The organism is Porcipelethomonas ammoniilytica, assembly GCF_025567485.1.
In the GTDB taxonomy this organism is placed as follows: Bacteria; Bacillota; Clostridia; order Oscillospirales; family Ruminococcaceae; genus Porcipelethomonas; species Porcipelethomonas ammoniilytica.
In genome coordinates, this window is record NZ_JAOQKH010000004.1 from 105,933 (window position 1) to 121,004 (window position 15,072).

Annotated in this window: 14 protein-coding genes and 7 tRNA genes; 19 read left to right on the plus strand and 2 right to left on the minus strand. The window is 36.0% G+C overall.

Annotated elements, in window-relative coordinates:
- Window positions 1-136 precede the first annotated feature (136 nt).
- From OCV67_RS04645 to typA, 14 genes are all read left to right on the plus strand, one after another.
- Entirely contained in the window at window positions 137-298 is a 162-nt protein-coding gene (locus OCV67_RS04645) for a hypothetical protein (RefSeq protein WP_178085002.1), read from the plus strand.
- A gap of 302 nt (window positions 299-600) precedes the next feature.
- Window positions 601-1,425, plus strand: coding sequence for an ABC transporter permease (locus OCV67_RS04650; RefSeq protein WP_178085003.1), 825 nt, complete (start codon window positions 601-603; stop codon window positions 1,423-1,425).
- A 15-nt stretch (window positions 1,426-1,440) separates the two neighbouring features.
- Window positions 1,441-2,163 carry an ABC transporter ATP-binding protein gene (locus OCV67_RS04655; protein WP_147642748.1) on the plus strand — a complete coding sequence of 241 codons (723 nt, stop codon included), beginning with the start codon at window positions 1,441-1,443 and terminating at the stop codon, window positions 2,161-2,163.
- A 170-nt stretch (window positions 2,164-2,333) separates the two neighbouring features.
- Window positions 2,334-2,409, plus strand: a tRNA-Val gene (locus tag OCV67_RS04660).
- A gap of 6 nt (window positions 2,410-2,415) precedes the next feature.
- Window positions 2,416-2,492: transfer RNA gene (locus tag OCV67_RS04665), tRNA-Asp, on the plus strand.
- An 11-nt stretch (window positions 2,493-2,503) separates the two neighbouring features.
- A tRNA-Phe gene (locus OCV67_RS04670) sits at window positions 2,504-2,579 on the plus strand.
- A gap of 85 nt (window positions 2,580-2,664) precedes the next feature.
- A tRNA-Gly gene (locus OCV67_RS04675) sits at window positions 2,665-2,740 on the plus strand.
- Window positions 2,741-3,005: 265 nt separating this feature from the next.
- A tRNA-Pro gene (locus OCV67_RS04680) sits at window positions 3,006-3,082 on the plus strand.
- A gap of 134 nt (window positions 3,083-3,216) precedes the next feature.
- Window positions 3,217-3,292, plus strand: a tRNA-Thr gene (locus OCV67_RS04685).
- 33 nt (window positions 3,293-3,325) lie between these two features.
- Window positions 3,326-3,410, plus strand: a tRNA-Tyr gene (locus OCV67_RS04690).
- 127 nt (window positions 3,411-3,537) lie between these two features.
- On the plus strand, window positions 3,538-4,059 hold the full coding sequence (locus OCV67_RS04695; protein WP_147642750.1) for a YcxB family protein: 522 nt from the start codon (window positions 3,538-3,540) through the stop codon (window positions 4,057-4,059).
- A 2-nt stretch (window positions 4,060-4,061) separates the two neighbouring features.
- Window positions 4,062-4,583 carry a hypothetical protein gene (locus OCV67_RS04700; RefSeq protein ID WP_147642752.1) on the plus strand — a complete coding sequence of 174 codons (522 nt, stop codon included), beginning with the start codon at window positions 4,062-4,064 and terminating at the stop codon, window positions 4,581-4,583.
- Between the two features lie 10 nt (window positions 4,584-4,593).
- On the plus strand, window positions 4,594-5,139 hold the full coding sequence (locus OCV67_RS04705; RefSeq protein WP_147642754.1) for a YcxB family protein: 546 nt from the start codon (window positions 4,594-4,596) through the stop codon (window positions 5,137-5,139).
- A gap of 422 nt (window positions 5,140-5,561) precedes the next feature.
- Window positions 5,562-7,385 carry a translational GTPase TypA gene (typA, locus tag OCV67_RS04710; RefSeq protein ID WP_147642756.1) on the plus strand — a complete coding sequence of 608 codons (1,824 nt, stop codon included), beginning with the start codon at window positions 5,562-5,564 and terminating at the stop codon, window positions 7,383-7,385.
- Window positions 7,386-7,717: 332 nt separating this feature from the next.
- Here typA and OCV67_RS04715 read toward each other — a convergent pair whose 3' ends face one another.
- A complete protein-coding gene (locus OCV67_RS04715; protein WP_147642758.1) occupies window positions 7,718-7,924 on the minus strand; it encodes a helix-turn-helix domain-containing protein in 207 nt (68 codons plus the stop codon).
- A gap of 211 nt (window positions 7,925-8,135) precedes the next feature.
- Between OCV67_RS04715 and OCV67_RS04720 the strand changes: the two genes are divergently transcribed.
- The 4 genes from OCV67_RS04720 to OCV67_RS04735 all read left to right on the plus strand — a co-directional run bounded on the left by OCV67_RS04720 (window position 8,136) and on the right by OCV67_RS04735 (window position 14,052).
- Window positions 8,136-8,369: a helix-turn-helix domain-containing protein gene (locus OCV67_RS04720; RefSeq protein WP_147642760.1), complete on the plus strand. Its 234-nt coding sequence runs from the start codon at window positions 8,136-8,138 to the stop codon at window positions 8,367-8,369.
- Between the two features lie 788 nt (window positions 8,370-9,157).
- Window positions 9,158-10,978 (plus strand): glutamine--fructose-6-phosphate transaminase (isomerizing), encoded by a 1,821-nt coding sequence (gene glmS, locus OCV67_RS04725; RefSeq protein ID WP_147642762.1) that lies wholly within the window; start codon window positions 9,158-9,160, stop codon window positions 10,976-10,978.
- A 451-nt stretch (window positions 10,979-11,429) separates the two neighbouring features.
- On the plus strand, window positions 11,430-12,662 hold the full coding sequence (locus OCV67_RS04730; protein WP_147642764.1) for a leucine-rich repeat domain-containing protein: 1,233 nt from the start codon (window positions 11,430-11,432) through the stop codon (window positions 12,660-12,662).
- Window positions 12,663-12,678: 16 nt separating this feature from the next.
- Window positions 12,679-14,052, plus strand: a complete 1,374-nt coding sequence (locus OCV67_RS04735; RefSeq protein ID WP_147642766.1) for a leucine-rich repeat domain-containing protein — start codon at window positions 12,679-12,681, stop codon at window positions 14,050-14,052.
- A gap of 3 nt (window positions 14,053-14,055) precedes the next feature.
- Here the strand turns inward: OCV67_RS04735 and OCV67_RS04740 are convergent, their stop codons facing one another.
- Complete coding sequence (locus tag OCV67_RS04740) at window positions 14,056-14,385, minus strand: helix-turn-helix domain-containing protein (RefSeq protein WP_147642768.1); 330 nt, start codon at window positions 14,383-14,385, stop codon at window positions 14,056-14,058.
- 213 nt (window positions 14,386-14,598) lie between these two features.
- Between OCV67_RS04740 and OCV67_RS04745 the strand changes: the two genes are divergently transcribed.
- On the plus strand, window positions 14,599-14,835 hold the full coding sequence (locus OCV67_RS04745; protein ID WP_147642770.1) for a helix-turn-helix domain-containing protein: 237 nt from the start codon (window positions 14,599-14,601) through the stop codon (window positions 14,833-14,835).
- Window positions 14,836-15,072: the final 237 nt, after the last annotated feature.

Consider the following 15,072-nt stretch of genomic DNA (forward strand, 5'->3'; position numbering starts at 1 on the left):
CTAAATTGTGCGATATAATTTCATTAAGCTATTAAAAATACCCAAATAATATTTACTTTAATCGATACTTATTTATAAGTATAACATTGTTTGGGTTAGTTCGTCAATAGCTGAATTTTTTATGGAGGTAAATAATATGGCTGACAGCGAATTTAAAAACAGTTCTATCTATAAAGAAATGATGGAAATTTTTATGAAACTTGATAATGAATATCAGAATCGTGTTCTTACAATAATGGAAGAGGGTTTAAATCGTGAAAAACTTTCCTTAGAGACTTCAAAAAATAAGCCAAGTTGATTATACTTGGCTTAAAATTTTTTTATTAACCTGTCGAGCCTTATGAAAAATGTTCCATCAAACAAAAGACGATATGAAAGTTTTTGCCCAGCTTTTTTCAAATTTTATCTTTAATCCTTAGTTTATTGACCTGTCGAGCCTTATGAAAAATGTTCTATCAAACAAAAGACGATATGAAAGTTTTTGCCCAGCTTTTTTCAAAAAGCTGGAGAGGATAAAGGAGGAGTAAAAAACATGGGACTTGACTTTCGTGGTAAAATATTATAAAATATTCTTGATAAAGAATGTTAGGAGAAAATTTAATGATTAAAATTTTATCCGGATTTACGGAAATACTATCCGAGCATAAAGGACAGTTAAAAAAAATATGGGTACTAGCCGTCAACGATCTGATAAAAAAATACAAAGGCGCTGTTATGGGACCCTTATGGGCAATTATAAAGCCTACGTTTACCCTTTTTATACTGTGGTTTGCATTTACAGTAGGTATAAGAGGGTCGGGAACAGTCAGCGGATATCCTCGGTTTATATTTATGCTGTCCGGATATATACCTTGGTTTTTTATAAGCGAAGGAATCGTAGGCGGCGCACGTTCTATAAGACAAAACAGTCAATTTGTAACAAAACTTTCATTTCCGGTTTCAAATATAATGACATTTTGCTCACTTGCCTCGCTTATTGTGCATCTGGGAATGTGCGTAATAATGTATATAATTCTTCTGACGCAAGGATACGGACCGTCAGTATATAATCTTCAGTTTTTCTACTATATGCCGCTTATGTACATTTTCTTTCTGGTACTTTCATGGACAACCGCTCCGCTAAGCGCTTTCAGCAGAGATTTTGAAAATCTTATCAACTCCATTATGACCGGACTTTTCTGGCTTTCCGGCATTTTCTGGGATACCTATGACGTAAAAAATCCCGTACTCAGAACGCTTATGTATTTTAATCCGATAAACTATTTTATAAACGGCTACAGAAAAAGCTTTCTTTATGAAACAGCAATTTTTGACAGTAATTATACCACCGAACTAATAGTTTTTTACGGAGAGTTTATACTGCTGATTTTAATAGGCTCGCATTTTTATAAAAAGCTGCGTAAAATTCTGCCTGATATACTGTAAAGGAGATAAATACTTATGAGTGAAGCTGTTATTAAATTTGAACATGTTAGCAAGGAGTATTTTCTTTACAAAAATGAAAAAGCTCGTTTTAAAGCTATTTTTACCAATAATAAAGGCGTTAAGCGCCATCAGGCGTTAAAGGATATAAGCTTTGAGGTACACAAGGGAGAATCTGTGGGTATAATCGGCAGAAACGGCGCCGGAAAATCCACCCTTCTGAAAATGATAACCGGAGTATCCTTTGCAACATCGGGAAATATTACAGTCAAAGGAAAAGTCGCCGCACTTCTTGAACTTACTGCGGGATTTTCAGCAGATATGACAGGGAGAGAAAATATTTATCTAAAATGCTGTCTCCTTGGACTTGAAAATGATGAAATCAAGGCGATAGAAGAAAATATTATAGATTTTGCAAAGCTTGGGGAATACATTGACCAGCCTGTAAGGACTTATTCCAGCGGTATGAAAATGCGTTTGGGATTTGCAATAAATATTAACATAAAGCCTGACATACTTGTTATAGACGAGGCTTTAAGTGTCGGCGACGCCGAATTCAGAAAGAAATGTGAATCCAAAATAAAAGAACTCAGAGAATCCGGTATTACCGTGCTGTTTGTAAGTCATTCAATGAACAGTATAAACGATACCTGCGACCGTGCAATTTATCTCTCAGGCGGGAAAATTGAATATGACGGTACCGTTAAGGAAGCCTTTGAAAAATATAATAAAAAGAAATAAAGGGCGTTTCTTTATTTATAAGCCTTATTAGTGTTGTATATATTTTGACTATAAATTCGAAATAAATTTGTTTATGTTTAACAAACATGAATTTTTTTTGAAAAACCTATTGACATTTGACGGAATTTGTAGTAAAATAATTAAGTCGCTGAGGGACAGCGATAAAAAGTGGGAGCATAGCTCAGCTGGGAGAGCATCTGCCTTACAAGCAGAGGGTCATAGGTTCGAGCCCTATTGTTCCCACCACTTAATGGCCTGGTAGTTCAGTTGGTTAGAACGCTAGCCTGTCACGCTAGAGGTCGTGGGTTCGACTCCCATCCAGGTCGCCAATATGGCAAATGCCTCTGTAGCTCAGTCGGTAGAGCAGGGGACTGAAAATCCCCGTGTCGATGGTTCGATTCCGTCCGGAGGCACCATAAAGAATATGATGTAAATAAAAATTTCAGTTGGATTTTTATTGTTCTCATTTGTCCTTTTTGACGTATTTCATATTCTTTATATGCGGATTTAGCTCATCTGGTAGAGCGCCACCTTGCCAAGGTGGAGGTAGCGAGTTCGAGCCTCGTAATCCGCTCCATTTCGCTGGGGAAATATTCTTGGCGTACAATCAATCCTAAGGCAAAAGCCTTAGGATTTTTTATTTATAAGATTTAGAATTTTTGTAATAAAATAAAAAAAGCTTATTTATCATAAAAAATAAATTCAGAAAAAATTAAACATAACTACCAAAACAAAGTGGAAAAACTGTATATTTTGACGAAAAATAAAAAAGGTATTGACATTTGTACAAAAACTGTGTATAATAATAAAGCTGTTTAAAACAGTGAAGAAAGTCAAGGCTTCGAGGCGTAACTCAGTTTGGTAGAGTGCTTGGTTTGGGACCAAGATGCCGCAGGTTCAAGTCCTGTCGCCTCGACCATATTTCTTGAGTACTGCAAGAAATATTATTTAGATTTAAGTTGGCTTGTGAATAATTAAAAGTTTACAAAATTCTAAAAAAAGTACTTGACAAACCTAAAAAAGTATGTTATAATTTATAAGCATTGTTAAGATGCTGGTGTAGCTCAGTTGGTAGAGCAGCTGATTTGTAATCAGCAGGTCGGGGGTTCGAGTCCGTCCACCAGCTCCAGATTCTGTCGGCAATAGTCGGCTGAATTTTTATGGGAGAATTCCCGAGTGGCCAAAGGGGGCAGACTGTAAATCTGTTGCTTTCAGCTTCGATGGTTCGAATCCATCTTCTCCCACCAAATTTGTCCTGCATTTTTATGCAGGACATTTTTTATGCAGTAAAAAAAACGCTGATTAAACAAAATGTACTGAACATGTTGATTATTTTAGGGCAATAAGATTAAAAACTTGTAATCAGGAGGATCTATGACAATTAAAGCTGAAAATACAATAGATTTTGAGGATATCAGACAGCTGAACAAAAGCGGTTTGTCCTCTGTTAAAATAATGCTTGGGATTTTTATTGCCGCTATGGTTGTTTTGCTGGTAATTTCTTTGTGTACAGGTAATTCCGGAAGAAATCTTAAAATTTCAATTGCAGGTATTATATGGTGCGTTTTTGTTTATGTGTATATGTTTATAGTAAATCCACGCCTTACATATAAAAATTTTAAGAAAAAGTATGGAAATGCACCCATTAAATATACCTTAAATGAAAAAAGTATGGGAATTTCTATTGAAAATTCTGACGGTTTTTTTGATATCAGAAAAAATTACCGTGATATTTTTAAATTTACTGAAACTGAAAAGTACTTTTTCATTCATATAAAGAGAAATGAGGCTTATATTCTTAAAAAAAACGGCATTTCTCAGGGTACCGCAGAGGATATAAGAAACATTGTTTCTAGAGAAATGGGAAACAGGTTCGTTAACAGAGTTAAGGGGTAATTATGGTTAAGGCTAAATGTTCTTATAGAGATACACATGATATAAAAGAGATATATAAAACTTTTGAAAAATCAAGAAAATATTCACAGATTTTATATACTTTTTTATTAGTAATATTTGCTATATCTTCATTATTTCTTTATATTAAAAATCAAATTTTTTTACTAAATCTCTTTGTTATAGGCGGTTTATTTGCTACACTTCTTCTTGTATCAGAAGTTATTAAATATGAATCTATTTTAAGAACATCAGAAAGAGTAAGATTATATGATGAGCATATTTTTACATTTAAAGATGAAGGTATATTTTCTGATTTACAAGGAACAGGTTATTCGTCATCAATTAAATTTGATTGGAAAATAGTTAGCAAAGCAGTGGAAAATGAACAATATTTTTTATGGAAATATTCAAAACCAGTTTATAATTCAATCAGAAAATCTGAAATAATTGAAGGAAGTGCGGAAGAACTTCGTACACTGTTTGAAATGCAATTGGGAAATAAATTTGTATCAAGGGTGAAATAACGGGGGAATTATGTATAAAGCTGAAATGGTTTATAATCGTAATGATGCAAGAAAATTTTTTATAAAAGGTCCGAAATCATCCGTCAGAAAGTTTATTGACGGATTTGCAATAGGAATTGCTGTTTTGATGACTATTATTTTAATGCTTGCATTAGCAGGCGGCGCGCCGCTTTGGACAGTTGCCGTTACTTGTATATTTTTCATTGTCTGCTTTTTACCTTATTACATATATGCTTTTTGCATTTTTTACAGTAACTATATAAGCAAACCGGACAAGCTGCTGAAAGAAATGCTTAAGTACCATGAAACTGCGGTTTATAAATTTTTTTATTATGAATTTAACGTCCAATTTGGAAAAGATAAGAATATTGTTAATAAAAGTATAGAGTATACTAAGCTTATATATGCTGTTGAAACACCGGAGTACTTTTTTCTATATGAAACGAGAAAAAATGGATATATTATCCGTAAAAACGCTTTTACGGAGGGGAATCCTTGGGATGTAAGCAAAGTCTTGCAGACTCATTTAGGAAACAAATTTACTGTAAAGAAATAATTTGTAATATCATGCTTTTATTTAATTAAATAAACTTGATAATTTTATCTTCAATTCTCTGTAAAGTAAACCATCGTGAATTGATTAAAATATATCAGTAAATTAAAATCGACATAAAAGTTTTTGCCCAGCTTTTCTCTGTAAAATTAACTTTGCGTGTCTTTATAAAAAGTTTCAAGTTAATGAAACTCGTCATAAAAGTTTTATCTTCAATTCTCTGCAAAGTAAACCATCGTGAATTGATTAAAATATATCAGTAAATTAAAATCGATATAAAAGTTTTTGCCCAGCTTTTTTCAAAATTTATCTTCAATTCTCATCAAGGTAAACCATCGTGAATTGATTAAAATATATCAGTAAACTAAAATCGATATAAAAGTTTTTGCCCAGCTTTTTTCAAAAAGCTGGAAGGAGGAATAAAAATGATTAGAGAAGATTTAAGAAATATTGCCATTATCGCCCACGTTGACCATGGTAAAACTACATTGGTTGACGAAATGTTGAAACAAGGCGGAGCGTTCAGAGAAAATCAGGTCGTTGCTGAAAGAGTTATGGACAACAACGACATTGAGCGTGAAAGAGGTATTACAATTCTCGCTAAAAATACGTCCGTATGCTATAACGGTACAAAAATAAATATTATCGACACTCCCGGACACGCTGATTTCGGCGGAGAAGTTGAGCGAGTTTTAAGCATGGTCGACGGCGTACTTCTGCTTGTTGACGCTGCCGAGGGCGCTATGCCTCAGACAAGATTTGTATTGTCAAAGGCTTTGGAAATGAATCATAAGATAATCATAGTTGTAAATAAGATCGACCGTCCTGACGCACGTCTTGACGAAATCGGCGACGAAGTTCTGGAACTCCTTCTGGACCTTGACGCTAATGACGATCAGCTGGAAAGTCCTATACTTTTCTGTTCGGGCAGGGCAGGTACAGCGTCTCTCAGCCAGTATGAGGAAGGTACCGACCTTATTCCGCTTTTCGATACTATTATAAATTATATCGACCCTCCAAAGGTTGAAGAGGACGGTCCGTTCCAGATGCTTGTTTCCTCCATCGACTATAACGAATACGTAGGCAGGATAGGTATCGGACGTATTGCAAGAGGTAAAGCTCGAGTAAATCAGAATGTTGTTGTGTGCAACCATCAGAATCCGGACAAGAAAATTACAAACGCAAAGCTTGTTTCACTTCTCCAGATAGAGGGACTCCAGAGAGTTCCCGCACAAGAAGCTGAAGCCGGAGATATCGTATGGATAAGCGGTATTGAGGGCATTACTATAGGCGACACTATTTGCGATCCCGAGGCGGTTGAGGCTCTGCCGTTTACAAAAATCAGTGAGCCGACTGTTGAAATGACATTTGCAGTAAACGATTCACCGTTTGCAGGAAAAGAGGGTAAATTCGTAACTTCACGTCAGCTGAGAGAAAGACTTTTCAAGGAAACCTTAAAGGACGTTTCACTGCGTGTTGAAGAAACCGAAAATACCGACGCTTTCAGAGTTGCCGGACGCGGTGAAATGCATCTTTCAATACTGATTGAAAATATGAGACGTGAAGGCTATGAGCTTTCGGTTTCCACTCCTAGAGTACTTTTCAAAGAGGACGAAAACGGTCAGAAGCTTGAACCTGTTGAAAGACTTGTTATCGACGTACCGGAAGAATGCGTAGGTTCAGTCATGGAAAAAATGGGTACCAGAAAGGCTGAAATGCTGGAAATGCACCCACAGGGTTCAAGAATGAAACTGGAATTTTTAATACCGTCCAGAGGACTTTTCGGCTACAAGAGCGAATTTTTGACCGACACTAAAGGCGAAGGTATTATGTCCAGCGTGTTTGACAGCTATCAGCCGTACAAGGGAGAGATCCCAAGAAGAAATACAGGTTCACTTGTTTCCTTTGAAACAGGCGAAGCGGTCACATACGGTCTTTACAACGCACAGGAAAGAGGTCAGCTGTTTATTCCTGCGGGTACTCCTGTATACGAGGGCATGATCGTCGGAGCGTCTCCAAAGGCTGAGGACTTAGTAGTTAATGTGTGCAAGAAAAAGCACCTTACAAATACTCGTGCAAGCGGTTCGGACGATGCTTTAAGGCTTGTTCCCCCAAGACGTCTAAGCCTGGAGGACAGTCTTGAATTCCTCGCAGACGACGAGCTTCTTGAAGTTACTCCTGAAAATATACGTATCAGAAAGAGAATCTTAAGCAATACTTTAAGAGCAAAAACCCGTGCAAAACAATAACCTACTTTTTTTGAAAAAAAAGTAGGCAAAAAAACTTTTATGTTGAGCAAAAGCAACTTGAAACAGTTTTTAAATACTCGCAAAGCAGTTTTTATAGAGAATTGAGGAAAAAATTTTGAAAAAAAGTAGGCAAAAAAACTTTTATATCGTCTTTAGTTTGATGATATAACAATAAAGTCTCGGCAGGTAAGCAAAAAAGTTATTTTTCTAAATTAGTTCTTTCTTTTGATTTTATAATATCTTTTACTATTTCAGAAACCATATCTTTTTGTTCATCACTAAGCTTTTCAATTTCAGTAAGAAGCTCATTATATAGAATCGGATAATCAATATCAAAGCAAAAAAAACAGATAAGCAGTAATGCCGAAATAATTACAAATTCTGAAAAAATGTCTAAAGGTGGGTAAAGTAACGCCGTTTTCTATATTTTTTATGTATTTTTCAGTGTGACCTATCGCTTTGCCCATTTCTTTCTCAGTTACGCCTTTTTCCAATCTTATATGCTTAAAGCGCTTACCAAATTCTTCCTTAGTAACCATTTTTTATCTCTCCATTCAAAAAATTTAGCTATTGACGGACTAAAACGAGGTTTACATTTTATGAGATAATTATGAGGTTGTTTTAGTCCGTTGGCATTAAACCGTTTCAATAGCTTAATAAAATTATAGCACGATTAATCGTGCTTGTCAATTAAATATCACGATTAACAGTGTAATTCTATTTTTTTAACAAAAATGAGGTATTATTTTTATGTATAATTCACAAGAAATGGTTTTGCGTATTAAACAAATTGCAAAAATCAAAGGCATTTCAATATTAGAAATGCAGGAAAAATGTGGTCTTGGCAGAAATGCAATTTCACAGGCAGCCAAAAGCCAAGAAGGAATGAAATCAAAAAATTTATATGCAATTGCCGATTATTTAGATTGTTCTGTAGATTATCTTTTCGGCAGAACGAATGATCCCAATTCACATAAAAAATAAACTGAAATAAATCTTTTTTCTTGTTCATTTCTTGTCTCGTGACAAGAAACGAACCAAAGAAACACGTATTTTACTTTCTTTCATGTGAAAGAAAGTAAAACAAAGAAAAACTTTATCCGTCATACAGTTTCTGAACTAATAGGTCTCCCAATAAAAGGCAAGACGTGACATCAAAAATTCACGCCCAATGAAGATGGGGGCAGTTAAGTGGAGAACGCAAGTAGCAGATATGTCTCAGTACAGTTTTGGGAGAGTACCTTGCGTGATTTTTTACTGTCAATTATGCAGTCGTTACCTTTCTTTGCTTCTTTTCTTTGTGTGAACAAAGAAAGAAGGGCATTTCTTTTCGTTATTTTCTTTGGGCAATCAAAGAAAATGACAAATATGTTTTGCTTTCGCTTTTACAAAGCGTAGAATGTACGAAACAAGAAAGTTAATAAAAGAAGTTTTAAAGAAACTTGTTTCTTTGGGCAATCAAAGAAAATGACAAATATGTTTTACCTACGCTTTTACAAAGCGGTATTTTTAAGAATAAATTGAATCATTCCCTGTACATATAAAAATTACAGGGAATTTTTATATATTTTTCACACATTTGTCATCTAATAAAGTGCAAGTCTGTTGCAATTTTCCGATGACTATGATATAATAAATTTAATCGCAGAATAAAATTTTGCTCTCTGCATATCGGATAATTATACTATAATTATATTGAATATAGTATAATATAAAAGACAAACAAATCGAAAGGAGTAGATTTGCCTTAAACAGGGAAATCATATTATGATATGTGCGGAATAGTTGGTTATGTAGGCTCAAGACAATGTACTGAGGTGCTTATAGACGCTCTTTCAAAGCTTGAGTACAGAGGTTATGATTCAGCAGGTATTGCGGTTTTTGATAATGGTGAAATTAAAGTTGCAAAGTCTAAGGGACGCCTTAAGGATCTTGAAAATAAAATGGAAAAAGAGGGAATTCCTAACGGTTTTGCGGGTATCGGTCATACAAGATGGGCTACCCACGGTGAACCTTCAGATGTCAATTCCCACCCTCATAGCGGTGAGAGAGTTACGATCGTACATAACGGTATAATTGAGAATTATAAGCCTTTGAAGGAATTTCTTCTGTCTCAGGGACGTGTTTTTCAAAGCGAGACTGATACGGAGGTTGTGGCTCAGCTTCTTGATTACTACTATGACGGCAATCCTCTTGAAACGATAAAAAAAGTAATGCATGAGCTTGAAGGCTCTTTTGCACTTGGTATTGTTTTTGCTGACTTTAAGGATACTGTTTATGCGGTACGCTGTGAAAGTCCGCTGATTGTAGGTGTCGGTGAAAATGAAAGCTTTATCGCTTCCGACGTGCCTGCAATTTTGAAATATACAAAGGATTACTACCTGCTTGAACATGGTGAAATAGCAGTACTGAATAAATCGGGCGTAACTGTTTATGACCGTCACCTCAATGAAATTAAAAAAGAACTTAAAACTGCCGACTGGGATATGGACGCCGCTGAAAAAGGCGGTTACGAGCATTTCATGCTGAAAGAAATCCATGAACAGCCTAATGCCATAAAAACTACGATAGCTCCGAGAATTACAGACGGTCTGCCGAATCTTGAGGAGTGTGGTATCACGCCTGAAATACTGAAAGGTTTCAATCAGATCTATGTTGTAGCCTGCGGTACTGCTATGCATGCAGGTATGGTGGGTAAATACGTTATAGAAAAGCTTGCGAAAGTACCGGTAATAGTGGATATCGCTTCTGAATTCAGATACAGAGATCCTCTGATTACCGATAAGGATCTTGTAATTATAATTTCACAGTCAGGAGAAACTGCCGATAGTCTTGCGGCTATGAGACTTGCTAAAGAACTGGGCGCTAAAACTCTTGCAGTAGTAAATGCGAAGGGCAGTTCCATTGCAAGAGAAGCTGATATGCTGATATATACTCATGCAGGTCCTGAAATTGCAGTAGCTTCAACAAAGGCATATATGGTACAGATCGCTGTTATGTATCTTCTTGCATTTGAATTGGCACTGGCTGTTGGAGAAATTGACGAATCCGAGTGCAGACGACTGACAGAGCTTTTGCAGAAAACTCCTGAACTGATAGAACAGATACTTGAAAATAAAGAGGAAACACAGTATATTGCATCGTCTCTTATCACGGCTGACAGTCTGCTTTACATTGGAAGAGGTCTTGACTATGCGTTGAGTATGGAAGGGTCTTTGAAGCTCAAGGAAATTTCCTATATACATTCCGAATCCTATGCGGCAGGCGAACTTAAGCACGGTACTATTTCGCTCATCTCCGACGGAATGCCTGTTATTGCCGTTGCTACGCAGCAGAAACTTTTTGAAAAGACTGTAAGCAACATTAAGGAGGTTAAAGCAAGAGGCGCTAAAGTGGTAATGATATGCCGTGATTCTTATACGCCTGACAGCGATATTGCAGATTTTAAATTCGGTCTGCCTGAAATTGAGGATATTTTAATGCCGATGATCGCTGTAGTACCGTTACAGCTTATAGCTTATTATACGTCCGTTTTAAAGGGTAATGATGTGGATAAGCCGAGAAATCTGGCTAAATCTGTTACTGTCGAATAATTACTTTCTTAAGAAAGTAATATAAAGATTTTTTGTTGTTCATTTCTTGTCTCGTGACAAGAAACGAACCAAAGAAGCACGTATCGCTTTCTTTTCATCTGAAAAGAAAGCTCGCAAAGAAAAAATTTCATCCGTCATTTTGCAGTTGAACTAATAGGTCTCCTCATAAAAGGCAAGACGTTACATATAAAATTTACACCCAATTAAGATTGGTGCAACTGAAAGATCTCTCAAGATTACCCTTTGATATGATGGGTGATGGCGGCAACAAAGAAATAAATTACCTTTTATTGGGTGAATAAGTATTAACTTAATTTATCCAACCCTTTTTCTTTTCTTTGCTATACTTTCTTTTTTACTTTCTTGTATCAAGACAAGAAAGTTAAGAATTTATAATTTTTATTGAAGATTTTACAAAATCTTCAGATAAATAAAATTGAGGATTAAAATTATGAAATTAAAAAAATTATCTCTTATATTAAGCGCATCTTTGATAACAGTATGTTCTGTTTCATTCAGCGTTTATGCTGACGAGGAAGTATCTGAGGAAGAAACAGCAGCAGAAGAATCCGTAACAGACGAAGATGACGGGTATCTGACTACTGAAGACGGAAATTATAAATATTCCTTTGAATCCAGTGAAGAAAGCGGCGAGAAATACGTTGTACTTGAGGAATATCTGGGAAATGAAGAAAGTGTGGTAATTCCCGAGGAAATTGACGGGATAAAGGTCACTAAAATCGGAGATTACGCATTTAATGAAAAGGAATTTATAAAAAATATTACTATTTCAAAAAATATCGAAGATTTCGGTGACTATACCTTTTACGGCAGTACGTCTATTACCGAATTTAAAGTTGACGAAGAAAATGAAATTTACAAGGCTGATGAAAACGGCGCAATCGTCGGCAAAGACGGACTTGCGTATTTTGTTTATCCCTGCGGAAAAAATCCAACTGAAATTACGATCCCTGACGGTACTGTTGCAATTCAGTCCAGTGCATTTGCAGTTTGTAAAGAGCTTAAAACGGTCAATCTTCCGGACAGTCTTGAATATATCGGATCATTTTGCTTTGCTGAGTGCGAATCACTGGATAATGTGGTGATTCCTGATGGCGTAACGACTCTTGAACAATATACTTTTTCAGGCTGTAAATCACTGAAAAATATAACGCTGCCGGATACTATGACTCTTATCGGAGACGCCGCATTTTTTGAGTGTGAATCAATGACGGAGTTTACTTTTCCTGCTTCACTGACAGAAATAGGACAGGGTGCGTTTGTTTCAACAGGCTTTAAAACCATTGAAATACCTGCTACTGTCATTAGTATAGGCTACAGCGCCTTCGGTTTTACTACCGATCAAACCCATGAGATTATTGCTGTAGACGGTTTTTCTATCAGCGGATATTCCGGTTCATACGCCCAGTCTTATTGTACTGAAAACGGTATTGAATTTATTGAAATTGAGCCTGCAAATACGGATACAGGTAAAAACTCCAGTGAATCAAAGGTAAAACCGGGCGTTGTGATAAGTATCTGTATAGCTGCTGCGGTTATTATAATCGTTGTGATTGTATTTGTCAAAAAAGTCAAAAACTATGATTATGACGACGAAAATGAAGGCGATTACGACGATTACAAGGATGACAGTGAAGAAAGTGAAAATAATGGAAACGAATAAATAAACGGAGAATTTTATGAAGTTTTTGTATATAAAAAAAGCTGCTGTAATTTTTACAGCAGCATGTATGGCGGCGAGTTTTTCTATATCTGTTTACGCTGAGGAAACGACTGATGAGTCGGACGAGAACACTTTTACAGATGAAGTCCTTACCTACAAAAAAGTCGACGGCGGAGTGTATATTACCGATTGCGATGATAATGTAAGTTCGGTTAATATATCAAAAGAAGTTGACGGTTATGCAGTGATCGGCGTAGAAACAAACGCTTTTGCAGAATGTGAGAAGCTTAAGGAAGTAATATTGCCAGATTCAGTAAAATATATGGGAGAATCTGTTTTTACAGGCTGTACGGGACTGAAAAAAGTCAAAATACCCGATGGTATAACTGAAATACCTAAACAGACGTTTGCGCTCTGCGTTGAACTTGAAGAAATAGAAATACCCCAAAGCGTAACCACAATAGGGGAGTATGCTTTCAGTTACTGCAATGATTTGTCATGGTTCGATATACCCGAAACAATTACGGATATAAGTGATTACGCATTTGCCTACAGCGTTATGGGTGAAACTCTTGAGCTTCCTGAGGGACTTGAATCGCTGGGCAGTCTGTCGTTTTATTACAGTCAGGGACTGAAAACGGTTACTCTACCTTCAACTCTCAACTCAGTGGGTTCGCTTGCATTTCTCGGCTGCGCAGACCTGACCGAATACAAGGTAGCAGACGGAAATACTACATATACGGCTGAAAACGGTATTCTTTACACTGCCGATATGACCAATCTTGTAAGCTATCCTGCCGGTAAAACAGACGAAGTATTTAACCTGCCTGAAACGGTTCAGTATATTTCCGACGGTGCATTTTTCGCAAATACTTATGTAAGTGAAATAAATCTTACAGATTCACTTATTTCTTTGGGAACTGCGGCGTTTTCAAACTGTACCTCACTGAAATATATGGAAATCCCTGCCGGCGTTACAGAACTTCCGGACAGCTTATTCTGCGACTGTACTTCTTTGAGAGAAGTTGTGATTCCCGATACGGTAACAACAATCGGGCCTTACGCATTTCTGGAATGTACCCTATTAACAAATGTGACTATATCGGATAACGTAACGGAAATCGGCGACCATGCTTTCGGTTTTACTGATGATGACGAGGGTAATTTCCATAAAATCGACGGATTTACCATAAAGGCTAATTTTGACAGTCAGGCAAAAAAATACGCTAAAGAAAATAAAATTTCAATTGAATACCTTGACGGTAATAAGGACATGCCTTATATCATAGCTCTTATCGGAGTCGGGGCTGTGGCAGCGGCAGTTATTGTTGTGTTAATTATTTTGCGTATGAAAAAAAGGAAGAAAGAAAAGGATTATTATAAGAAATAGCTCTTACCTTCTTCTTTCATTAGCTCTGATCATATCTTTTGTTACATTTATAATCATACCTTTTTGATCATCGTTAAGCTTTTCACATTCAGAAATAAGTTCATTAAATAGAATCGGATAATCAATATCAAAACGAAAAAACAGATAAGCAGTAATGCCGAAATAATCACAAATTCTGAAAAAATGTCTAAGGGTGGGTAAAGTAACGCCGTTTTCTATATTTTTTATGTATTTTTCAGTGTGACCTATTGCTTTGCCCATTTCTTTCTCAGTTACGCCTTTTTCCAATCTTATTTGCTTAAATCGCTTACCAAAATCTTCCTTAGTAACCATTTTTTATCTCTCCATTCAAAAAATTTAGCTATTGACGGACTAAAACGAGGTTTACATTTTATGAGATAATTATGAGGTTGTTTTAGTCCGTTGGGCGTTTAAACCGTTTCAATAGCTTAATCACATTATACTCTAAACTTAGAGAAAAGTCAACAACAATCATCTAAGTTTAGTGAATTTTAGCTGTTTGCATAAATCGGAGGTGTTTTATTTGTGCAAAATGAATATATTTCATCTGAAATTGCAGAAAGAATAAAATTAATTGCAAAATCAAAAGGATTAACAGTGTCTACTGTACTTAAAGAAGTCAATCTTGGCAGAAATACAATGGCAAATTTCAAAACATCTATGCCAAAGGCAGATAACCTTGCAAAAATCGCTGATTACCTTGATTGCTCCATTGATTATCTTATGGGTAGAACAGATGATCCAGATTTACATAAAAAATAAACTGAAATAAATCTTTTTTCTTGTTCATTTCTTGTCTCGTGACAAGAAACGAACCAAAGAAACACGTACTTTACTTTCTTTCATGTGAAAGAAAGTAAAACAAAGAAAAACTTTATCCGTCATTTTTCAGCTAAACTGATTGGTCTCCCCATAAAAGGCAAGACGTAACATCTAAAATTCACACCTAATGAAGATGGGTGCAGTTAAGTGGAGAACGCAAGCTGCAAAAACGTCTCA